Here is a 23950-nt window from a genome sequence, read left to right as displayed (position 1 = left end):
GATGGCTCAGAAGCTGTACTTGGTGGTGAACTGCACGCGGCTGATATCGCCCTTCTTGCCGTTCTCGATCTCACGTACGCCGTACATCAGCTCGGCACCGACATCGACCTTGGGCATCGGCGTGTAGAAGATGTTGCCGCGGATCGACTGCACGCTCTTGGTCACCAGGTCGCCGGTGATCGAGGCATCGTTGTCGTAGTCGCTGCGTGCGTAGATCAGGTTGGTGCGCAGCTTCGGGGTGAAGGCATGGCGCCAACCCACGTAGCCGGCAATCACGCCGGTCGGGTCGATCTCGTCGCGCAGGGCGTCATAGCCGCCGTCGGCGGTGATGCCCAGGCCGATGTAGCGGGAAATACCTTCGCCGCCGGTCAGCTGGTAATGCAGGGTATCGGCATCGCCCATCAGCCACTTGCCGCCGACGGTGACACCACCGCCCACCTTGCTGGCATCGGCGCCAGTCGCCTGGTTGTCGAGCTTGAGCTGGCGGACGAGGCCGGCCACGCCGAAGGTGCCCCAGTCACCCTTCCAGCCGTAACGCACGGTCAGGTCGGGCACCGAGCCACGATCGGAGTTGGCCACGGCCGGTACATTCCACTTGCCGGTCACCGGGTTGTAGGCGCCGGTGAGCGTGGTGGTTTCCGGGTTTTCCAGGGCTACGCTGAGGCCGCCATTGGTGTAACGGATCTGCGCCTGGCGCACGAACACCACGCCATCGGTGGGGCCGACAAAGTCAGCGGCTTCCGGAATGGAGGCCGCATCCATGAAGTTGGACCAGGTCTGGCCGGCCAGCCACTTGTTCCAGTACATGTAGGCGTGGCGCAGGGTGACGCCATAGGTATTGGTGGCAGTCTGGTTGCCCAGCGAGTTGCCAAAGAAATCCATCTCCACGAACGCACCGGCCTTGTCGCCGTTTTCAGCTACGTTGTCCACGCCCAGGTTGAAGCGCGAGAACTTGGCGTGCGCGTTGTAATCCACGTCCGACGCCTTGCCCGAACCACCGGCACCGTGCACCGGGGTTTGCCCCGGCAGGTACAGGGAACGGCCGGTGGCATCGTCGGCCAGCTGGCCGTCACCGGTACGGGTGGCCAGGAAATCAGCCTTGATGAAGCCGCCCACCTTGAAGGTGGTGCCCGGCGCTGCGCCCGGGGTGATGGTGGTGATCTGGATCGGCTGCTTGCCGGCCGGCACCGCCGGCGCCGCGACGCGCTCGGCCTGGGCGCTGCGCACCTGCACCACTTCACTCTGGGTCTGGGCAATGGCGCCCTGCTGTTGCTGCTGGGTGGACAGCAACAGCTGCACCTGCCGCTCAAGATCGGCTACACGCGCTTCCAGTGCCTTTTCCTTGGTGGTTTCAGCAAACGCCATGCCTGGCGCAACCAGCGCGACAAACAGCGCAGCGGCGAGCGGCCGGCGGGCCGTTTTCAAGATGTTTCGATTCATTGGGACTGCCTCTCTCCAGGCTGGCGAACGGGCCGCACCGGTTGCACGGTCGCAGCCAGCGTGCGCGGCGATGGCAGCGGGCGGCTATTCGCCATTAGTCGTAAGCGGGCGTCTGTTCGACCATCGTCTAACAGAAGATGCAGCGCGAGGTGGGGTGGATGCGGCACACTTGGGGTGTCCCGGCCCTGTCCCACGACAGGGCTCATTCATTGGTTACAAGTGCAAAGGTGAGGGTTGCCATGACTGATGTATATCCCGTTGATTCCGCGTTCGCCGAGAAGGCACGGATCGACAAGAACACGTACCAGCAGCTGTACCGCGAATCGGTCGAAAACCCGGATGTGTTCTGGGCCAAGGCGGCCGAGCGGCTGGACTGGTTCAAGAAGCCGACCAGGATCAAGAACGTCAGCTACAAGCTCGACGATTTCCGCATCAAGTGGTTCGAAGACGGCGAGCTCAATGTCAGCATCAACTGCCTGGACCGGCAGCTGGCCACGCGCGGTGACAAGACCGCCATCCTGTTCGAGCCCGATGGCCCGGACAGCCCGGCGCAGAAAGTCAGCTACCGCGAGCTGTACGAGCGCGTCTGCCGGCTGGGCAATGCCCTGCGCAATCTTGGCATCAAGAAGGGCGACCGCGTCACCATCTACCTGCCGATGATCGTCGATGCGGCGGTGGCGATGCTGGCCTGTGCCCGCGTCGGCGCCATCCATTCGGTGGTGTTTGGTGGCTTTGCCGCCAACTCCATCGCCGACCGCGTCGGTGACTGCGCCAGCAAGCTGATCATCACCGCCGACGAAGGCCTGCGCGGCGGCAAGAAAGTGCCGCTGAAAGCCAATGTCGATGCCGCACTCAAGCTGCCCGGCACCAACACCGTTGAAACCGTGCTGGTGGTGCGCCACACCGGCGGCGCGGTGGACATGCAGGCACCGCGTGACCGCTGGTTCCACGATGTGGTGGACACCCAGCCGACCGAGTGCGAACCGGAGCGCATGAACGCCGAGGATCCGCTGTTCATCCTCTACACCTCCGGCTCCACCGGCAAGCCCAAGGGCGTGCTGCATACCAGCGGTGGTTACCTGCTGTATGCGGCCTACACCCATGAAGCGGTGTTCGACCTGCGCGAGGACGACATCTACTGGTGCACCGCCGACGTCGGCTGGGTCACCGGCCACAGCTACATCGTCTATGGGCCGCTGGCCAACGGCGCCACCTCGGTGATGTTCGAAGGCGTGCCCAACTACCCGAACACTTCGCGTTTCTGGGAAGTGATCGACAAGCACCAGGTCACCATCTTCTACACCGCGCCCACCGCCATCCGTGCGCTGATGCGCGATGGCGAGGAGCCGGTGAAGCGCACTTCGCGCAAGAGCCTGCGCCTGCTCGGCAGCGTCGGTGAGCCGATCAATCCGGAAGCCTGGCGCTGGTATTACGACGTGGTCGGCGATGCCCGCTGCCCGATCGTCGACACCTGGTGGCAGACCGAAACCGGCGGCATCCTGATTTCGCCGCTACCGGGTGCAACCGACCTGAAGCCGGGCTCGGCAACCCTGCCCTTCTTCGGCGTGCAGCCGGCGCTGGTCAGCGCCGATGGCGAGCCGCTGGAAGGCGCCACCGAGGGCAACCTGATCATCCGCGATTCGTGGCCGGGCCAGATGCGCACCGTCTACGGTGACCACCAGCGTTTCATCGACACCTATTTCCGCACCTACCCAGGCAGCTACTTCACCGGCGACGGTTGCCGTCGCGATGAAGACGGCTATTACTGGATCACCGGCCGCGTCGATGACGTGATGAACGTCTCCGGTCACCGCATCGGCACGGCCGAAGTGGAAAGCGCGCTGGTGTCGCACCCGAAGGTGGCCGAAGCGGCTGTGGTCGGCTTCCCGCACGAGATCAAGGGCCAGGGCATCTATGCCTATGTCACCCTGATTGCCGGCGAAGCGCAGACCGATGAGCTGCTCAAGGAACTGGTGGCATGGGTGCGCAAGGAAATCGGCCCGATCGCCGCGCCTGATCACCTGCAGTGGGCGCCGGGCCTGCCCAAGACCCGCTCGGGCAAGATCATGCGCCGCATCCTGCGCAAGATCGCCGAGAACGCACCCGACCAGCTCGGCGATACCTCCACGCTGGCCGATCCGTCGGTGGTCGCCTCGCTGGTGGAAGAGCGCAAGGTCAGATAAGGCCAGCAACCAGTGAACAGAAACCAGGAACGAGTGCGGGCCGGAACACAGCCCCGCTCGCTCCTGGTTCCGCTGGGGAGTAGGCTCTCGGCTCTGACTGTTTGCAGCGCCACCGCTTCATCTGGTTCCAACTTTCCTACCCACTAGTTCCTGCACCTATGCCGACCCTGCTCATTGCCGATGACCACCCGCTGTTCCGCGAAGCCCTGAAGGGCGCGGTGCAACGCGTCATACCGGGCGTGCAGCTGATGGAGGCCGACAGTGTCGAAGCGCTGTACGCACTGGCCGAGCAGCACCCCGATGCCGACCTGGTATTGATGGACCTGAACATGCCGGGCGCGCAAGGCTTCAACGCCTTGGTGCACCTGCGTTCGCTGCATCCGCAATTGCCGATCGTGGTGGTGTCCGCACGCGAGGAAGCCACGGTTATGCGGCGCGCACTGGACCATGGCGCTTTTGGTTTCATTCCCAAGTCCGCCGATTCGGACACCATCGGCCATGCGCTGGGCACCATCCTCGATGGCGAGCGCTGGGCGCCGGCCGAGGCGCACAACGTGCCGCCCACGCCGAATGAAGAACGTGAAGTCGGCCAACGCCTGCGCGAGTTGACCCCGCAGCAGTTCCGCGTGCTGCAGATGCTGGGCGTGGGCCGCCTGAACAAGCAGATCGCCTATGACCTGGGCGTCTCCGAGGCCACCATCAAGGCCCACGTCACCGCCATCCTGCGCAAGCTCGGCGTCACCAACCGCACCCAGGCGGTGCTGATGGCCGGCAAGCTGGCCATCGACGACGATGCCATCGTGCTGCCGCCGGAAGAAGACTGAGCGGTCACGCAGGTAATCAGCCTTTGTGGGAGCGGCGTAAGCCGCGAAGCCACTGAACCTGCAGCTAGCGGGCGGGCGGCCTCTCCAGGCAATCATCAAACAGCCAGATTCACGAATGGCGCTGTGTCCGGCAACCAGAATCCATCAGCTTCGCGGCTTACACCGCTCCCACAAACAGCCAGACAGCGCTGCATGAAACACGGGCCTTTGTAGGAGCGGCGTAAGCCGCGAAGCAAATGATCCTTCAGATAGCGTGCTTGAGGCCTCTCCACGCAATCCTCAAACAGTCAGATTTCTGAATGGCGTTGTGCCCGGCAGCCAGAATCCAACGGTTTCGCGGTTTACGCCGCTCCTACAACCCGGGCGGTCTGCCACCGCCGCAGCTTGCTGCTACAATCCGCGCTCCCTTGGGGAGTAGCCTGCTTCCAGCAATGGAAGCGCCCACATCAACATACTCGGCCAGTGCGCCGTGGTGTGGGCAGCCAGACCCGGTTGGCGAGACCAGCGGCATGCGTGCGCAACTACGGTTGGGCGCGGCGTGTGCCGTTTGTGTCCGCCCGACCCGGTAATCCTGATGTCACCACTCTCCATTGTTCTGATCGGCTTCGCCATGTCCACCGACGCCTTCGCGGCGGCAGTCGGCAAGGGCGCAGCCATGCGCAAACCACGCCTGCTCGATGCGCTGCGCGCGGGTTTGATCTTCGGCGTCATCGAGGCCATCACCCCCATCATCGGCTGGCTGCTGGGCCGCGCCGCGTCGCAGTACGTGCAGGCATTCGATCATTGGATCGCCTTCGGCCTGCTGGGTGTACTCGGCGCGCACATGATCATTGCCGGCCTGAAACCCGACGACGAGACCGAGGCTGACAGCGCCACCGACGAAGCCGGCGAGCAGCACAAGAGTTTCTGGACGTTGGCCGCCACCGGCTTTGCCACCAGCATCGATGCGATGGCCATCGGCGTGGGCCTGGCTTTCCTGGATGTGCATATCGGCGTGGTCGCCCTGGTGATCGGCCTGTGCACGATGACCATGGTGACCATCGGCATCATGCTCGGCCGCGCCCTGGGCGCACTGGTCGGCAAGCGCGCGGAGATCATCGGCGGCGTGATCCTGATCGTCATCGGCTGCGCGATCCTGTACGAACACCTGCATGCAGCAGCCGAGGTTGTGGGAGCGGCGTAAGCGGCGAACCGGTACCTGTAGAGCGCAGCCATGCTGCGCTGGGGCATTGCCGGTAGAGCCCTGCCGAGCATGGCTCGGCACTACGGTTTGAGTCCCTCTCCTGCGGGAGAGGGGTTGGGGTGAGGGTTGCTTTGGCAAAGCGCAGCCATGCTGCGCTGGGGCATTGCCGGTAGAGCCCTGCCGAGCATGGCTCGGCACTACGGTTTTAGCCCCTCTCCTGCGGGAGAGGGGTTGGGGTGAGGGTTGCTTTGGCGAAGCGCGGCGATGCTGCGCTGTGGTACTACCGGTAAGGCCTCTGCCGAGCATGGCTCGGCACTACCGTTTGAGTCCCTCTCCTGCGGGAGAGGGGTTGGGGTGAGGGTCGCTTTGGCAAAGCGCAGCCATGCTGCGCTGGTGCACTACCGGTAGAGCCTCTGCCGAGCATGGCTCGGCACTACCGCTATTGCTCCCTCCCTTTCGCGTAGCGAAGGGGGTGAAGAAGGCCTGCTTGCGCGCCACTGGCGCGCGGCCTGATGAACGACCGAAGGCTGTGCCTTCGGGCCGGACGGGTTGGGGAGGGGTAGCCTTTTGCCGGTAAAACCCCTGCCGAGCATGGCTCGGCACTACCGTTTCGTCTGCTAGCGGCGGCGTGGGTCGTTCAAGGCGGTGAGGAAGGCGCGTAGTGAGGCCGGCTTCACTGGTTTGGTCAGTACGCGGTAGCCGCGCTCGCGGGCCATGCGTTTGAGCTCATCGCGGCCATCGGCAGTCAGCAGTGCGCCCGGCAAGGGCCGTTGCGCGGCTTCGCGCAGGGCGATCAAGGTATCCAGACCGTCGAGGCGGTCGTGCAGGTGGTAATCAACCAGCATCACATCGGGTTGCTCACTCAATTTCTCCAGCGCCATGTCCACCGTGCTGGCGGCGATCACCTCCACCTTCCAACGGCCCAGCAGGGCCCGCATGCCGTCGAGGATCTCCTGGTCGTTGTCCACGCACAGCACGCGCATGCCGGCCAGTGAGTCATCACCGCCAAAGGCGGTCTGCTGACGCGGCGTTGGCAACGGCGCGGTTGGTGTCGGCACGCGCGGCAGGCTGATCGAGAACATGCTGCCGTGGCCGGGCTGGCTGCGCGCATTCAAACCGTGGTCGAGCAGGCGCGAGATGCGCTGGCAGATCGACAAACCCAGGCCCAGGCCCTGCTCACCCCAGTCGAAAGGCTGCTGGTAGCGGTGGAACTCATTGAAGATCTGCTGCATATGGTGCTCGGGAATGCCCGGGCCGGTGTCCCAGACCTGCAGTTCAACCTCATCACCGCGCACACGCAACGCCAGCACGATGCGGCCGCTGCGGGTGTATCGCAGTGCATTGGCCATGAAGTTCTGCAGCACACGCCGCAGCAGGCGGCGGTCGCTGCGCACCCAGGCGGGACGCGCAAACACGTGCAGGCGCAGGCCACGGCCCGCCGCCACCGGCGTGTACTGCGCCGCCAGTTCGCGTACCAGTACGCTGGCATCGAACTCGGTGATGGTCGGGCGCAAACCGCCGGCATCCAGGCGTGACACATCCAGCAAGCCATCGAGCAGCTCTTCGGCCGCACGCAGGGAAGCATCGACACGCTCGGCCAGATGCCGTTGCTCGTCGGTCTCGTGCAGGCTGTCGCGCAGTGCCGAGGCAAACAGACGTGCCGCGTTCAGCGGCTGCAATACGTCGTGGCTGATGGCAGCAAGAAAACGCGTCTTCGATTGCTGCGCCGCTTCAGCCGCCTGCGAACGCTCGGCGACGCGCTGCTCCAGGTTCTCGTTGGCTTCCAGCAGTGCCTGCTCGGCGTTCTTGAAATCGGTGATGTCGTTGTAGCTGGTGACATAGCCGCCGCCGGGCAATGCCTGGCCGCGCAGCTCGATCACCTTGCCATCGGCACCGGTGCGCTCGAACACGTGTGGCGAACCGGCGCGCATATAGCCGATACGGCGATTGATCTGCACCTCGGTGTCACCCGAGCCGAGTTCGCCGCGTTCGGCGTTGTAGCGGATCAGGTCGGCAACCGGGCGGCCCACATAAAGCATGCCGTCCGGATAACCGAACATCTGCTGATAACGGCGGTTCCATGCAGTCAGCCGCATTTCCGGATCGACCACGCTGACGCCGGCGCTGATGTTCTCCAGCGTGGTTGAAAGAATCTCACGGTTGAAGCGCAGTTCCTGCCCGGCCTCGTCCAGCACCGCCACCACTTCGCCCAGGTCCATACCCGAGCCGCGCAGCAGACTGGTCAGCAGCAGGCGTGCGGAGGCGGCACCGATGGAGGCGGCCAACAAACGCTCGGTGAACTGCACCCAGACGCGGTCGGCGGCGGCGGCCGGCTGGAATTCGCGATCCAGCAACTGCGCCTGTTCGCCGAACGAGCGCCGCGCTCGGTTGTCGCCAATGACGCGCGTGGCCAGGGCCAGCAGATCACGCACCTTGACGTGCGCCGGCCAGTCACCCGCCACCACTGGGCGTTTGGCATAGGGATCCAGGAACGGCGCTGCGCGCAGGCGTTCGGCCACATCGGGGCGCCAGCGCATCGATACCACCAGCATCGTCACGGTGTTGATCAGCAGCGACCAGAAGGTGCCATGGGTCAGCGGGTCCCAACCGGTGAGGCCGAACAACTGCTGCGGCCGCAACCAACCGATGCCGAACGGGCCCTGCGTCAGCAGGCTGGCATCCAACCAACCACCGTGGCTCAGCGCCGGCAACAGCAGCGTATAGGCCCAGACCAGGAAGCCGACCAACATGCCGGTTTCAACACCGCGCCGGCTGGCGCCGCGCCAATACAGGCCACCGAGCAGGCCCGGCGCGAATTGCGCCACCGCCGCGAAGGCCATCAATCCATAGGCGGCCAGCATGGTGTCGTCGTTGCTGCCGCGGTAATAGCCATAGGCCACCAACGCCAACAGCACGATCGCCATGCGCCGTATCCACAGCACGCGCGAGGCGACGTTGGCGGCCTCTTGGTGATCACCACTGCGGCGCAGCAGCAGCGGCATCACCAGGTCGTTGCTGATCATCGTCGCCAGTGCGATCGATGACACGATGACCATGCCGGTGGCTGCGGAGAAACCGCCCACATAGGCAATCAGCGCCAGGGTGGTGCTGCCCGCGGACATCGGCAGGGCCAGTACCAGGGTGTCGTCCGAGGCCAGACCGGTACCGAACAGCGCCGCACCGGCGCTGGCGATGGGCACGATCATCAACGAGATCAGCACCAGGTAGCCGCCGAACATCCAGCGCGCACGGCGTACATCGCCGGCATTGCCGCATTCGACCACCGCCACGTGGAATTGGCGTGGCAGGCAGATCAGCGCAAGAAAACTGAGCAATGTCTGCGATACAAAACCCACCGGCGGCATGCCTTCGAACAAGGCACGTGCCGACTGCACCACCGAATCACCACGGTCGGTGAGCCAGACGTAGGCGAATACACCGATGGCGACCATCGCCAGCAGCTTGATCAGCGACTCCACCGCGATGGCGAGCATCATGCCGTAATGGTGCTCGGTGGCATCGACCTGGCGGGTGCCGAACAGGATGGCGAACAAGGCCATCAGCAGCGCCACATACAGCGCCGGATCGGTCAGCGGGCCCTTGCCGGCGGCGTCGCCGGTGAGCACCTGCAGGCTCATCGCGACGGCCTTGTACTGCAGCGCCAGATAGGGCACCACGCCGATCAACGCGATCAAGGCCACCAACGCGGCCAACCGCCGCGAGCGGCCGAAGCGCGAGGAAATGAAGTCGGCGATGGAGACCACGTTCTCGCTGCGCGCAATCAGCGCCAGCCGCTCGATGATGCGCCAGCCGAAGATCAGCAGCAGCAGCGGGCCCAGATAAATAGGCAGGTAGCCGATGCCATAGCGCACTGCCGAGCCGACCGCACCGTAGAAGGTCCAGGACGAGCAATAGACCGCCAGCGCCAGGCTGTAGACCACCGGCCGCAGCCACGGGCGGTCCGGATACAGCGGGCGACGGTCACCCCACCAGGCCACGCCGAACAGCAGCGCGGCGTAGCACAGTGAGACCAGGAGCAGGATCCAGCTGGAGACCAAGGGTAGTTCCCATGCGACTTAGCCGGGCCAGTGTAGCCATTCCGCAGGATTGGGGGTTTGGGGCCGGATTGCGAGCGGGCAAAGCTCGAGCGGGCTTTTGCTTTGGCCCCCTCCCTTGTGCGGAGCACAGGGGAGGGTTGGGGAGGGTGCTGTTCGCTATGGCAGCTGGCGTTCTTGCTGTTTGGCATGCCGCGTACTTTTTGAAGCACAAAGCTTTCGAGCTGCGCTCGCCTACCCCTCCCCAGCCCTCCCCTGCGCTTTGCGCAAGGGAGGGGGCAGATTGCGAGCTTGCGGAGATTACTTCGGCTGCAGCTTGGCTCCCTCCCTTGTGCGAAGCACAGGGGAGGGTTGGGGAGGGGTGCTTTTGGCAGCAGCAGATGGGCGTTTCATTGCTGGCATGCCCGTCTTGTTCGAAGCACAAAGCTTCGAGCTGCGCTCGCCTACCCCTCCCCCGCCCTCCCCTGCGCTTTGCGCAAGGGAGGGGGGCAAAGGCCGGCGCATGCGCGGTTGGCGACGCATGTTTGACTCCCAAAAACGAACAACGCCCCGGCAGTGCCGGGGCGTTGTCGATCCACACTTCAAACTGAAACTTACTGCGCCAGTTCGAAGCGCACTTCCACCCGGCGGTTCGGCAGCAGGCATTCCAGCAGTGCCGCACGCGGCTTGACGCCGTCGCACTGCTGCACCTGCTGGGTGTCGCCGCGGTACTCGTAGCGGATCTTGTCAGCGGCCACGCCACGACCGATCAGCAACTCACGCACGGTCTTGGCGCGACGCTCGGACAGCGCCTGGTTGTAGTCGAAGCCATTGCCCTGCATCCGGTCCGCATGGCCGACCAGGGTCACCCCGGCCAGTTCACGCTTCTCGTTGCTGATCGTTGCCAAGGCGCGGTCCACGCTTTCCAGCGAGTAGGTGCGGATGTCCTTGTAACCGTCGCGGTCGAACTCGAACAGCACGTTTGCGATCAGCGGGCCTGCTGCCAGCGGTGCAACCGCCGGGCCGGCCGGATCAACGCCGCACAGGCGCGCTGCGGTCTCAGCCTCGTTGACCAGGTCTTCGGCGATCTGGATATAGGGCTTGGAATGGCGCCACTGCTGCTGGTTGAACTCGTTGCCGGCATGCACCAGCTCCACTTCACCACAGGCCACCTTCTGCGATGCACAGGCAAAGCCCGGCGTGCCGTGGATGACTTTCAGGCGCTGCCACAGGTCGGCACGCAGGTACTTGGCGTCGTTGACCAGGGCGGTGTCGGTGGGGATCGGCGAGACGCCGTTCTCCATGTCCACGATCAACTTCTCCGACTCGGTCAGCGCTTCCTGCGGGAAGGCGCTGCGGTCGTTGCGGGTGTATTCGTGGAAGGACACGTCCAGCCAGCACTGCGCCTTGGACAGGTGGTAGTCGCGGATCGGGCGACCGCCATCGTTCAATGCCTGGATACGGCCCTGGGTCGCCTCGTAGGACTCCAGGTCGGCGTGGATGGCTTCGTCGCTGATGCGCTTGGCCTGCGGGTTGAGCTGGGTCTGCTGGGCGCCGGCGGTACCGGCGACAGCGAAGACAGCAACTGCCAGCAAGCTGCGCAGCGGACGGTTCTTGGTTTGCATAAAGGTCATGGTGTCGTCCTCAGCGGGCCGGGTCGCGGTAGCGGACCGGGTCCCGGCGGAATAGGTCTTCGTCGAACTTGAAGCGCAGGCGCAGGAAGAAGCCCTGCTGCGTGTACTCGTAGCCATTGAGATCGCTGTCGCCTTCAAAACCGGTCCAGTTGTAACCGGCCGACAGCCACAGGTTCTGCCGCAGCAGGCGGCCCACTTCCATGCCGTAGGCAAACTGATTGGCGCCGTACTGGCCACGGAAGGTGGAGCCGAGCACGCCGATATCCCAGTTCTCGGTGATGTCATACACGACACGACCAGAGACCAGCACTGCGTTGAAGCTGCTGTTGACGCGGCTGCCGTCGCCATAGGCGAACTGGTCGCGCTGCCACTTGCCGGCAATGCGGCCGGTCAGCCACCACGGCCGCGACGGATGCCAGTCGGCGTGGGTGGAGACGATGTGCGCACGGGTGCGTACATCCTGGCTGGTGCCATCCACCACGTTGCCGTTGAGCAGGGTCAGGCCGCTTTCGTCGCGCTCGAGCTTGTACTCGTAACGCATCAAAGCATTGACCCGGTTGCGGTCGGTGTCGCGGTAGGCCAGGCCGAGCTGGAAGCGGTCCTGCAGCACGTCACCGCGTTCTTCGTAGTTGGTGGCCAGCAGGTAATTGCGGCCCAACAACGTCCAATCGCGGCTCAGCTTGCGGGCAACCATGAACTGCAGCAACGAGGTCTTGAAGGCCTCATTGGCATCGGTGGTGCCCGGCACGTCCTCGGAGATGCGGTGCTCGGCACGGATCGCGCCACGCCACAAGGGGTTGGCACTGTAATCCAGGGCCAGCGCCAGGCCGGTGCTGTCGCCGGTATCGCCCGCCACCACATTGACGCGTTCGATCGAGCTGCTCAGACGCAGGCCCTTGGCGATATCCCAGTTGTTGCGGATACCCGAGGCCGCCTGCACATCGCGGCCGCTGATCGCATCACGCAGGCGGTACTCGGAGAATGCCTGGGTGTCGCGGATGTAGCTGCTGTCGATACCGAACACCAGCGCATCGGCCTCGCGGTCGGTGGTGGTGATGCCGTAGGCACTGGTCAGGCCGGTCTGCTTTTCATAGCGGCCGTAGATGCGGCTGCGTTCGAACAGCTGGTAGTCCATGCCGGCGGCAACGCGGTTGCGGTCTTCGCCGCTGACGCTCTGTTCGTACTCGGCGCCGCCGCTGAACTTGTCGTTGAAGCGGTAACCAATACCGACACGGGCGCTGTCCGATTCCAACTTGGTGCCTACCGGCAGGTCGCTGGTCATGGTGTCGCCGTTGCTGCCGCTGTTGATCACCATCAGGCCGGTGGCCGGGTCCAGCGCCTGCTGGCCATAGCCCAGCGCGCCACCACCCGAGCCGGTGGCAAAGCCGCCGGTCAGGCCGGACAACGAACCGTAGCCGGTGCTCGACCACGGCGAGGTGATGCCGATGGTTTCGCGGATGCTGCGCAGGCCGAAGTCCAGGGTCAGGCGCTCGGTGGCACCGATGCGTACACCGGCGCCGCCGGCGTCACGCTTGCCGCCATCCGGGTTGCGGTCTTCACTGCGCAGGGCTTCAACATACAGCTCCAGGCGCGGGCCAACGGCGTAGGACATACGGCCGCTGTATTCGCCACGACCGCCGTACAGCGGCGAAGCCTGGTTGTTGAACTCCGGATCGGTACGCGCACCAAACAGGCGTGCGTCGAACTTGTCACCGTCGTGGGCGAACTCGACGCGCCAAGCGTCGCCTTCAACCTGACCGGTGACATCCTTCAAACCCTGCGACGTCACCTGGTTGAGCGAGTTGGTGTTGACCTCGCTCTGGGTACGCGCGAACTCGGCCACCAGCATGGTGTTCTGGCCGAAGCGATAACCCGCGTTGACGCTGCCCATCTTGAACTCGGCATACGGGTTCTGGTCTTCGACCGCCGATGCGCCGACTTCGAGCTTGTCGGTCAGCTTGTACTGGCCATCGGCGCCGACCACCCAGAACTTCTCGGTCTGCTGATCCAGTTCATAGGTGATGCGCAGCGAGACCGGATTCAGATCGCTGTCGAACGAAGGCAGGAACTGGTTGAGCAGGATGCGCCCGGAGAACGGCTCGAAGCTGTAATCCACCAAGCGTGCCAGCGCCTTGACCGAAACAATGCGCGAGGGCTGGTTGCGGTCACGCACGATCATCTCGACGCGCTCGCTGCCTTCCAGCACCGCGTTGTTGCGCAGCGCATACGGGCCGCTGCCCTGGCTGCGGAACTCCTCGATGATCTGCCGCAGCGAATCCTCGATGGCGAACACATTGCTGCGCACGCGCTCACTTTCAAAGTGCCAGCCCAGGCCGGTGGCGGTGCGGTTGTAGGTGCTCAGGCTGCGCTGCGGGATCGGGCCACTGCCGCCAACGCCGCTGGTGGTCGCCAGGGTGTCGCCGGTCTGGAAGTCACCGTACAGCAGGTAGCTGCGCTTGTTGTCCACGCGCACATACAGGCGCTCGGCCGAGCGCGCATCGAAGCCGCGCAGGGAGGAGTCGCCGTAGACCGGATAGAACTCTTCCGGCTGGATGTCGCGCAACAGGCGGCCGCGCACATCCTTGTCCGAGTCATAGGCGGCGGTGAGCAGGTACTCACCCTTGATCTGCCCCTTGACGAAGAACGCGGTGCGCGCCGAGGCGCTGGCCTTGCCGTTGTTGAACTGCTTCTCCCAGCGACGGATGTCGCGGTCGAATGCATCGTGGTGTTGCACCGGCGAGATCAGGCTGGCGTTGGACTTGTTGCGGAAGTTCAGCACACCCTCGATCAGACCGGTGGCGAGCATGTCGCGCATTTCCGGCAGGAAACCAATGGTTCCCTGTGCGGTTTCGCCACCGGCGGTGATGCGCAGCAATACATCCTGCGGATCATGCGGGGCGATCAGGTCGAACTCGGCAACGCCGTTCTCGACTTCCAGCTGCACGCCCGGCATCACCTTGTCGGCGTCGCTGGCACCCGGGCCGAACTCATCGGTACGCGAACCCGGCAAACGAATGCGACCGCCGCTGTTCTCGATGGTGACGAAGGACTTGCCCGCCAGCGGCTTGTCGTCGGCGCCGAGCAGATGCACGGTGATGTGCACCGGGGTCTGGCCATCGGCCGGCAAGCCATCGCGGTCCACTTCCACCGAGACACGGTCGACACCGGCATTGCGGCTGTAATCGACCTCACCCGAGCGCGCCGCCACCACTTCCGGCGGCGCATCAAGAGTAGTCAGCGAACGCGGATACAGCGTTGTGCTGTCGCCGTTGACCGGCGTGAAACGGGTGCTGCTGCCCACGTTCTGGGCCAGTACCGGCAGCGAGGCGGTGGCCAGCGCGCAGGCCAGCAGGCTTACGCGCGGCATTTTGCGCAGGGCGGTGCGGCTCATGGCTGCACCTCCTGCTGGGCCGCCGCGGACGGCGGGTTGGGTCGGGGTTGCACGATCGGTCCCTGCTTGGACGAGTCCGTGGCCTGCTGCGGCGCACGGGCTGGCTTGCTGTCAAAACGCAGCTGCGACTGCCCGGTTTCGGTTTCCGGTGCGCGCACCTCACCCTGGGTACGACGCGCCTTCACCTGCTCCAGCAGCGGGTTGGAGCAGCTGCCCTCGACGAAGTCGGCGCGGTGCAGCTCACCGTTCTTCAGATCGAGGAACAGGCTGTCGGCATCACCCAGGTTGCGGTTGCTGCTGGTGGTCAGGCGGGCGCCCACCGGCAAGGTGGACGGATCCACCTTCAAGGTGTGGCTCTGCGGGGTCAGGCCGCAATAGCTGTACTTGCCTTCGGAATCGGAAATCATCCAGGTGCCGTTGGAGAAGTACATGCGTACGCCCGGAATGCCCAGCTCTTCGCGGTCCTGCACGTGGTTGTTGTTGCAGTCCACGAAGATCTTGCCCAGCACACAGGCTTCCTCGGTGAACACGCCACCGGTGACACGCACGCGGTACTCGGCACGGTTGGACGGCACCGAGCCCGGCACCGGGGTCAGGCCGACCGGATCGATACAGCCACCATTGATCGAGCAGCCGTGTGCCTGCGCGCGGTTGACGCCATCACCCTGCTGCGCACCGACGCCGACACGCACGCGGTAGGTCAGCACCAGCTGGCCGCCCACATCGATCGGCCCCAGGTTGAAGCCCAGGCGCGGGCCCGGCTTGCCCAGCGGGTTGTCCACCGCACGCCCACCGACACGGCCAGTGCCGTCGATATAGGTGAAGCCACGCGGCAGCGTGTCGACGATGTTGACCGTGGCCAGTGCGCTGCCGGCGGTCTGCCGCACGGTGATGGTGTACTGCACCGTGTCACCGATTTCAGCGGTCTGGCGGTCACCGGTCTTGCTGATGACCAGGCCGGTGGCTTCAGCGGTATCCAGCGGGATGTGGTTGTGCACGATGCCGGCCGTCGCCGAACCTGCGAACAGGGTCAGCCAGTACTGGGTAGGCGTGCCCACCGCACCGGTCGGCGCGTTGGCCTGCGGCTGCACCAGATGGCTGGTGCCGGCTGCACCGGCCGGGGACAGCGAACCATCCTGGGACGGGATCATCGTTGACGCGAACTTGTAGCCACTTGGCGGCGTCACCGTCAGGCGGAACTCACAACGTGCCGGCGCGGCCGGTCCAAACATGAACTGGTAGTAGCCGCTGTTGCCCACCGTCATCGAGATCGCATTGCCCTCGATGCTGTAGCCGCCAGCCATGGAATTGAGCACTGCGGTCTTCGGGTCGTAGCCATTGCATACGCCAACCGGCGACAGGGTCACGATCGAGCCCGGCACCGGATCACGGGTGATGGCGTCATAGACCACGCCCGAAGGATCCACCGGCAGGCTCTGCTGCGGCATATGCACACCGGCCTCAAGCACAACCTGCAGCTGGCTGGAGCCGTTCTCGCTGATGCGACAGGCCGAGGCGGTGCTGCCGCTGATGGCCTTGTCGGCATCACAGGACACGCCCATGCCACCGGCGGTTTCCTTGTTGACCGGCCACGCCCACAGCACGCCGGACACCGGATCGCGGAACTGGAGGTTCCACTTCTGGCCCGGGATCACATCGCCAAAGCGATAGCTGCCATCGGCGGCAGTGACGGTGCTCTTGCTCACCGCACCGCTGGTCGCATCAACCAGTTCCACGATCCACGAATGCAGGCGCTCATCGCCGCCGTCGAGCAGGGTGTCATCGCCACCGATATCGAACCACACGGTGCCGCCAACCGAGGACGACAGCTGCACCTGGTTGGGCACGCGGCAGACGTTCTGGGTGATGGCGGTATCGCACACCGGCAGCTTGCTGACATCACCTTCAAAGGTGCTGCGTTCGGTGGTGGTCGGGGTGCGGAACTCATTCTCGCCACCGCCTTCGATCAGCACCGCGTTGTTGACGGTACCGGCCTTGGCCGCTTGGGCCGAGACGTTGGCCTTGACGGTGATGTCCGACAACGAGGTGGCACCGGCTTTGACCACTTCCGAACTGCGGCATTCAAAGCGGGCATCGCCCACCGCACCGGAGCAGGTCCAGCCATTGCCGGCCGGCACTTCAGCTAGGCTCAGGCCAGCCGGCAGGCGATCCTTGACGATGTACTCGCCGAAGGACGGCTTCTGCCCGCCATTGCGCACGCGGATGATGTAGGTGGCCACATTGTTGACGGTGAACTTCACCGTGGTGGACGACTTGCTCACCAGCATGTCCGGTGAGTCGCCGATCTCGCCGAAGTTGTTATCGATCGACTTCGCGCCGATGGCCAGCGTGATCGCGCTGATCTTCGACGGCACGGTCGCCTTGTCGGTGGCAGTGCCTACGCGCTGCCCGCCGATGGAGCCCGGCGTGGTGAAGCCATTGAGCGTTGCCGGCGGCTGGGTAGGCTCGGTCACCGCATAGGTGCCCGGGCGCAGGCCTTCGAAGCTGTAGGCGCCGTTCTTGTCGGTCTTCAGCGTCATGTTGACCGCCACGCCCATGTCGTCGGTGCCGCTCAGCACCACATCGACATTGGCGTAACCAACTTCATCAGCCTCGATGACGCCGTTGTCGTTGCTGTCGTTGTAGACACGGCCACTGATGCTGCCGGACGGCAGCTCGGCAAAGTTGTTGTCCACCGAGTGGGTGGTCACACCGAGCGTGATCGTGCTGATCACCGATGCCGGATCACCCTGGTTGCCAGCGGCTCCGCCGGTGCTGCCGGGCACGGTCTTGCCGTCCACGGTATTGGCGGGCTGGGTCGGCTCGATAATCGTGTAGTTGCCCGGCGGCAGGCCGACAAAGGCGTAGCTGCCGTCTGGATTGGTGGTAACTGTTTCGCTGATTTTGGTGCCATCGGTCGCGGTGCCTTCCAGCGTCACCGTCACCCCGCCCAGGCCGTTCTCACCTGAGCCAACGATGCCGTCATCGTTCGTATCCAGCCACACCTTGCCGCTGATGCTGCTGTCGCGCGGCGTTTCACCGAACAGGTTATCGATGGATGCGCTGCCAGGCACGGTCAGGTTGATGGCCGAAATGGCGCTGGGCAGCGTAGTCACCGGGGTCGCGGTGCCGGATGCGATGTTCGATACCGTGCCGGCGGTGGTGATGCCGTTGGCGGTACCGGTCGGCTGGTTCGGCTCGGTCAATACATAGGTGCCCGGGCGCAGACCTTCAAACAGGAAGGTGCCGCCATTGGCGGTATTCACCGGTACCACCATCGTGGTGGTGACCTGGCCCAGATCGTCCACGCCAGTCAGCTGGATAAGTACGCCGTCCAGCCCAACTTCGGCAGCACCGCTCATGACGCCGTCGTTGTTGACGTCCATGAACACCGTACCGGCCACGGAAACCGGCAGGATCTCGCCGAAGTTGTTGTCCGGCGAGGAACCACCGGCCGCGATGGCAATGCCAGTGATAGCCGACGGCACCACGCTCTTGCTGGTTGCAAGGCCTGCGGTGCCACCGGCACTGACGGAGCCGGCATTGGTCGCACCGTTCAAGGTAGTTACGGTTTTGTACAGCGGCTGGGTCTGCTCAGTAACCGCGTAGGTGCCATTGGGCAGGTCGCGGAACACGTACTTGCCGGCAACGGTCTGCTGCGCGGCCACTGCTTCACCAAACACGTTCAAGGTGTTGGCGCCCAGGCTCACGCTTACGCCGTTCAGGTCCTCGTCGGCCGCGCTGTAAACGCCATCGTTGGCGGTATCCAGATAGATCCGGCCGCTGATGCTGCCGGCGATCTCACCGAAGTTCTGCCCCAGCAGCCCCGTTGCGGGAACCATGACGGTGTTGATCACATTGCTGTTGGCTTCCTTGCCGCTGCGCAGCGCGACCGGCTGGGTCTGGCGGATCGTGTACTTCGCACCAGCGACGACCTTGCCTGCAGCCTTGTTGAAGTCGACGAAGCCGTAGGCGCCGCTCGCATCCGTGGTTGTCTCGGACAGCAGGGTTACGCCGCTCTCGTCATACAAGGCGATGGCGACACCGGCCAGGCCGCGGTCCACGCCGCTGTTGTAAGTGCCGTTGCCGTCATACAGGCCCGTGCCCGTGGGATCTTCGCGATCCACATAGACAACACCGGCAACCGACGCCACCTGCGCCTCACCGAAGTTGAACTCGGTGCCGCTGCCGGCCACCAACTTGATGTTGTCGATGCGCGAGGCATTGGCTGCAACAGTCTGGGTGCTGCAGGTCGTGCACAGCACGCCGCCGATCTTGCCTGGGTTGATCGCGGCCGGCAGATCCTGGTAGCCCGCCGGCAACGGTTCCCGCAGGCTGTAGGTCAGGCCGGGGTGCAGTTCGGTGAATTCGTAGTAACCATATTGATCGGTTGTCTCCGTAGCGATCTTGTTGCCGCTCGCGTCCAGCAGCTCCACCGTGGCCGAGCTGATGGCCGGGTCGCTGCCATCACGCACGTAGTTCAAGCCGATATCCGCATAGACATAGCCGGACAGCGTGACCGCCTGCACTTTGGGGAAGTTGTAATTGATTGCCGTGGCACCCTTGGTACCGATGGTGCCAAGGTTTGCCACCACGCCCGGGGTAACCACGGCTACATACGTGGAATCCACCGCAGCCAGGTACGAGCCGGGATTGAAGGTTGCCGAATCGCTGCCGGAGGTCGGCGGAGCCACCAGACCGTTGCTGTAACCCGCCACGTGATTCTGGGTGACGGTGTAACCGGCTTCATCGGAAGGCGGCAGGTTGTCGAAGCGGTATGCGCCACCGTTTGCGGTGGTCAGCGTACGGGTTACGGTTGCGCCGTTGAGATCCTTGCCGCTCAGGGTGATGGTGACGCCGTTGATGCCCGTCTCAGCGCCCTGCTTGATGCCATCGCTGGCGCCGCCATTGCTGTCCACGAACACGACGCCGGCAATCGACAGGTTGACCACGTCCAACGGAACGGTGGTGCTGTCGTTGACCGGGTTCGGATCGATCTGCTCGGTGGTGACCTTGGCGGTATTGTTCGAGGTACCCAGCGGCGCGGTGCTGCCTGGCGGCAACGCGTTCCAGCGGGACGGCACGATGATGCGCACCGTGCCAAGGTTGCCGCTGGCAAAGGTCACGTCGCCGACTTCACAGGTGATGGTGCGCGAGGCCAGCGTGCAGAGGCCGCTGCCGTTCGGCGTGGCACCGGTGAATGCCGGGCCGATTTTCTGCCAACGGATCTCCCCCGGTTCGGTGACCACCACGCCCGCAGGCAAGGTATCAACGATGACCGTGCCACCGCCGCCATTTGCCTGCGCGCGATCACGGGCAAGGCTCTGCCCGGAGCCATGGTTGGTGGCGGTCAGCACGTACCAGAAATTCTGCTCGATGCTGACCACGCCGACGCTGGGAGGCAATGCCACGCGCGGATCAACGCTGGGCTCGGTGGCGACCATGGTCTTGACCACGCCCATATCCGCGGTCATGTACAGCGTGGTGGTCTCGGTGACGTCGTTGTTGCCACCCTGCGGATCCCGCTCGGAAGAGCTGACCACCACCTGGTTGTTCACGGTGTCGCCGCTGGCGCCCGGCTCGGTTTCATAGCGGTAACGCAGGTAGACATACGACTTGTTCTGGCCGGTGGTCGAGGAGATCACGCCTGGGGCGTTGTTTGCGCCATACCCGGCACCGGGCAGGGTGCAGAGCACGTGCAGCTTCTCGGTCTTTGCCGCATTGCCGGTCACGGTTGCGGGGCCCTGTACCGCACAAAGCGTCGAGCCGTAGTCGGCATCGCTGGTCGAGGAGGTAGCCGAGGCACCGACGAAGCTGACGGTCTTGCCTGCCGGCGGGGTCAGCCAGTCGTTGGCAATCACGTTGGTGGCGATGGACGGGCCACCATTGGTGACCTCCAGCATGTAGGTCAGGACGTTCTTCGCCGGCTGGGTGCCGTCGTAGCCGATCGGGTCCTTGAACGTGTCGAACACGTCCTTCTTCTGTACCGCCAGGTCGGCCTCGCCCTGCTTGAAAGTGAGCGTGGCATCCTGGGTGTCGTCGCTGACATTGGTGTTGCTGTTGTAGATGAAATCACCATTGGCATCGCTGCCGTGGTAATCGGCACCGGTACCGGTAGAGATGATGAAATTGCCGGTATTGTCGAAATAGCGACCGGTATTGCCGCTGTTGACGTTGGGGCGGATGGTGATATTGAGTGTCTGCGCGCTGCCAGCAGTGAAATCGACCGCAGGACATGCGACCGTCAAATTCTGCACCAGCGCGGAATTGGTGTTGGAGTAGGACATACCGCCCTGCCCCTGCAGCTCGGTAATCCCTGGGTCCTTGCTGACGACGGTGCAGGTTGCGCCGCCGGCCGTCTTGGCCTCGATCAGCACGAAGCCTGCGTCGCCGGCGAGCAGCTTGAAGGTGTCGCGCATGACCACGCCCGGCACTGCCGAGGGGCCGTCATTCCTGTATTCGACGCGATAGACCGAGTTGACACCGGCCTGGCCGTCATCACGACCGGTGGTGATGGTCTTGCTCTGCGTCTTCATGTTCGCGTAGCGCTCGGCACTGACCCAGTCGCTGGCGTAGTTGTCCGTCCAGTCGCCTTCACCCAAGGAGTTGGGCTGGGTGCCGTCGATGCCGACACCCACCGTATTGCAATGGAAGTGCGGTTGGTTCGTTGCAACCGGCGGCGCATTCGGGCACGCGAGGACCTTGCCGACGCTGTCGACAAGGAAGCCTGGCGAGACGTCGTCGGTATGGGTCAGCTTGATGGTGATCGTGTTGACGGCACCACTTGCCATGACCGTCGCGTTGGACCGGCAGATGACGGTTTCCACTGCCGTGCAGTCCCAATTGGCCGTGTTGGTCACCGTCGCCTTGGTGAAGCTCGACCAACCCGGGATCTTGTCGTTCACCACCACGCCGGTGGTGGCATCACCGGTGTTGGTGACCGTGATGATGTAGCTCATCTCGGTGTCGGTTACCTTCAACACACGGTCGCCGGAATTCGGGGCGCGGGTTTCCTTGCTCACCCTCAGATTCGCCACGCCCTGGGTGACTGCCACACCATCACCATTGGCACAGTCGTTGGCAGTGACCTTGTCGGCGTTCACGCCCGTGCTGGTGGTCGGTTCATTGGCGATTGCTGAACCAACATAGCCGTTCGGCATGGTGCCGCCGGTGCAGGCATTGTTGACCAGTAGCGCGCCGGCACCGCCTGTCGGCAGCTCCCGCGCACGGGTGACCAGCCTCAGGGGCTCCGTCTGCCCCAGCTTGAACGGATAGGCAGCAGCCTTCAGCGTACAGGTCACCAACTGGCGGACGCCGCTGCTCCACGCCGCAGGTACGGCGGCACAGTCGAAGTTGCCGTTGTAGACACCCTTGAACTCTTCGCCTTCAGCAAGCAGTTCCTGGATCTCGGCGTTGCCGATGACATCGGCCGGGCCGTTGTTGTGCAGCGTCAACGTTGACAGCATGTCGCTGGCCACGGTATTGCCTGCAGGCACCTTGTTCGGTGCCAGCCCGGGATCGGTCAACGATTGCAGGTTGACCTTGCTCTTGCCCAGTTCCAGGTCGGCACCATCGGCCAGCACCGAGACGGTGGCGCTGTCGCTGTCATTGGTGGTAACCGGGTCTTCAAGCAGGGCCGAATCCACCGTTGCCGACGCGGTGTAATCGCCGGGTGTGGCCGGCGCCGTGCTGTTGATGGTGATCACTTCGCCGCTGGCGGACTTGCTGAAGCCCGGCTGGCGCGTACAGGTGAAGAGCACCGGGTCTGCACCGGCCACATCGGGGACGCATGCCCAGCTTGGCGCCTGGCTGACGTCCACACCGGCCCACGGCATGCCTGCAGGCAGGCTGCCCTTGATGACGGCATCGTTGACGGTCTCCGGGCCCTTGTTGGTGACGGTGATCTTCAGATCCAGCGGCTGATCGGTGGTGGCCGGACTCTTGCTCCACGCAATATCCACGCCCAGGTCCGCACCGGCCCTGACGCGGGTGTCAGCCTGGGCCGGGTTGTTGTTCGGCTGCGTATCGATGGTGCCGACCGAGGTGACCAGCGCGTGGTTGGTGACATCACCGGCCGAGATGTCGGCCTTTGCCTTGAAGCTGAAGGTGGTGGAGGCATTTGCCGCCAAGCCAGTGGCATGGGTGGCGGTGGTGGTGGCGGCATTCCAGGCCCACCCTGCTCCCGCTCCCTGGAAACTGCCGGCGACCACAGTGAAGCCGGACGGCAAACTGTCGCGGACGTTGAAATTGCTCGCCGGGCCGGGGCCCTTGTTGGTGACGGTCAAGGTGTAAGTGACTTCACCGCCACCAATGACACTGCCGGGCGCCGCCGGGTTGCTGGTCTTGACCAGTTCCAGATCGGCCGAATCGGTCAACGTGGTGTTGTCGGACAGCTTGTTGTTGCTGGTATTGCTGTCGCCCTGGAAGAACGCGTGCGTCGCCGGATCCAGCGCCTGCACACTTTCATTGAGCGCCGGCACCTGGTTGGTCAGGCCCACCGCGCCGTGCACGCCGACTACCGACTTGGCCATGCCGCTGGTGGCCATCTTCAGCTGGAATGCCTCGGTGCCCAGTGCAGGCAAGGAGGTAAACTCGCAGACGATGCGCAATGCGCCGGAGCTTGCTGTCTGGCTGGTGCAGTTGGACGGGATTTCGTAGACCGTCATGCCCGGCGCCATGTCGAAGACCGCCGCAATGCCCGAAACAGAGCTGGCCTCGATGTTGGCGATCACCGCGTCATAGACCACGATGCCGCCCAGCGGCGTCAGGTTGCTGCCTTCATTGGTGCCGGATGGGTCGCCATTGGCCATCAGCCAGGGGCTGGTCGAATCCTGGAACGAGGACAGGCCCACGTTGTACGCCTGCGCCGCAGGTGCCGCTGCCATCAAACCGGCCATCAACCCCAGTGCCGCCAACCCGCGCAGGCCACCATGGCACGCCTTCCGCAGCCAGCTCCGCGACGGGCGGCCCGTTGTAGGCACGTCGAAAGAGTGACTGACGTCGCTGTCCTGCTTGAATTGCTTGTTCACCGTGCAAACCTCGTGCAAACGCTGCGCGCACAGGCCGCCAGATGGCAGCCCGGGGAAAATTCGTGTGGTCAGACAGTTCGCCCCAAAAACGAACTGCCAAGTCGGCACCGTGGGGGTGCTCGTGTTGGCGGCGATTCTTACGGCGCGCCGGGGCGTATTCAGTTCCGTTAAATGACGGAAAATCTCACTTACTTTCGTAACGGACTTGATGCGTTGCGCATCACATGGCTAT

The 23950-nt window shown here is 64.2% G+C and carries 8 protein-coding genes and 1 riboswitch; of the genes, 3 read left to right on the top strand and 5 right to left on the bottom strand.

Annotated features, from left to right (window positions below):
- Positions 1 to 6 precede the first annotated feature (6 nt).
- The gene (locus ABB27_RS13220; protein ID WP_057629264.1) at positions 7 to 1440 is read right to left on the bottom strand and encodes a DcaP family trimeric outer membrane transporter; all 1434 of its coding nucleotides are present in this window, start codon (positions 1438 to 1440) and stop codon (positions 7 to 9) included.
- Positions 1441 to 1679: 239 nt separating this feature from the next.
- Between ABB27_RS13220 and acs the strand changes: the two genes are divergently transcribed.
- The 3 genes from acs to ABB27_RS13205 all read left to right on the top strand — a co-directional run bounded on the left by acs (position 1680) and on the right by ABB27_RS13205 (position 5630).
- The gene (gene acs / locus ABB27_RS13215) at positions 1680 to 3623 is read left to right on the top strand and encodes an acetate--CoA ligase (protein WP_057629263.1); all 1944 of its coding nucleotides are present in this window, start codon (positions 1680 to 1682) and stop codon (positions 3621 to 3623) included.
- Positions 3624 to 3781: 158 nt separating this feature from the next.
- On the top strand, positions 3782 to 4447 hold the full coding sequence (locus tag ABB27_RS13210; RefSeq protein WP_057629262.1) for a response regulator transcription factor: 666 nt from the start codon (positions 3782 to 3784) through the stop codon (positions 4445 to 4447).
- 402 nt (positions 4448 to 4849) lie between these two features.
- Positions 4850 to 5014: riboswitch (yybP-ykoY riboswitch) on the top strand.
- A 7-nt stretch (positions 5015 to 5021) separates the two neighbouring features.
- Positions 5022 to 5630 carry a manganese efflux pump MntP gene (locus ABB27_RS13205; RefSeq protein ID WP_057629261.1) on the top strand — a complete coding sequence of 203 codons (609 nt, stop codon included), beginning with the start codon at positions 5022 to 5024 and terminating at the stop codon, positions 5628 to 5630.
- Positions 5631 to 6247: 617 nt separating this feature from the next.
- Here ABB27_RS13205 and ABB27_RS13200 read toward each other — a convergent pair.
- The 4 genes from ABB27_RS13200 to ABB27_RS13185 all read right to left on the bottom strand — a co-directional run bounded on the left by ABB27_RS13200 (position 6248) and on the right by ABB27_RS13185 (position 23718).
- On the bottom strand, positions 6248 to 9688 hold the full coding sequence (locus tag ABB27_RS13200) for a hybrid sensor histidine kinase/response regulator (protein WP_057629260.1): 3441 nt from the start codon (positions 9686 to 9688) through the stop codon (positions 6248 to 6250).
- Between the two features lie 590 nt (positions 9689 to 10278).
- The gene (locus tag ABB27_RS13195; RefSeq protein ID WP_161809654.1) at positions 10279 to 11298 is read right to left on the bottom strand and encodes an OmpA family protein; all 1020 of its coding nucleotides are present in this window, start codon (positions 11296 to 11298) and stop codon (positions 10279 to 10281) included.
- 10 nt (positions 11299 to 11308) lie between these two features.
- A complete protein-coding gene (locus tag ABB27_RS19980; protein ID WP_057629258.1) occupies positions 11309 to 14689 on the bottom strand; it encodes an Ig-like domain-containing protein in 3381 nt (1126 codons plus the stop codon).
- On the bottom strand, positions 14686 to 23718 hold the full coding sequence (locus ABB27_RS13185; RefSeq protein WP_057629257.1) for an SdrD B-like domain-containing protein: 9033 nt from the start codon (positions 23716 to 23718) through the stop codon (positions 14686 to 14688). Before ABB27_RS13185 ends, ABB27_RS19980 begins: the two co-directional genes overlap by 4 nt.
- Positions 23719 to 23950 lie beyond the last annotated feature (232 nt).

The organism is Stenotrophomonas terrae (genome assembly GCF_001431465.1).
GTDB classification, from domain to species: domain Bacteria; phylum Pseudomonadota; class Gammaproteobacteria; order Xanthomonadales; family Xanthomonadaceae; genus Stenotrophomonas; species Stenotrophomonas terrae.
The sequence above is the reverse complement of the archived record's forward strand: the minus strand, read 5'-3'. Positions and strand labels throughout refer to the sequence as shown.

Bases quoted from the DNA above. Each gene is read 5' to 3' on its own strand.
- ABB27_RS13220 (WP_057629264.1), bottom strand. From the start codon at position 1,440: ATGAATCGAAACATCTTGAAAACGGCCCGCCGGCCGCTCGCCGCTGCG.
- ABB27_RS13205 (WP_057629261.1), top strand. From the start codon at position 5,022: ATGTCACCACTCTCCATTGTTCTGATCGGCTTCGCCATGTCCACCGAC.
- acs (WP_057629263.1), top strand. From the start codon at position 1,680: ATGACTGATGTATATCCCGTTGATTCCGCGTTCGCCGAGAAGGCACGG.
- ABB27_RS19980 (WP_057629258.1), bottom strand. From the start codon at position 14,689: ATGAGCCGCACCGCCCTGCGCAAAATGCCGCGCGTAAGCCTGCTGGCC.
- ABB27_RS13195 (WP_161809654.1), bottom strand. From the start codon at position 11,298: ATGACCTTTATGCAAACCAAGAACCGTCCGCTGCGCAGCTTGCTGGCA.
- ABB27_RS13210 (WP_057629262.1), top strand. From the start codon at position 3,782: ATGCCGACCCTGCTCATTGCCGATGACCACCCGCTGTTCCGCGAAGCC.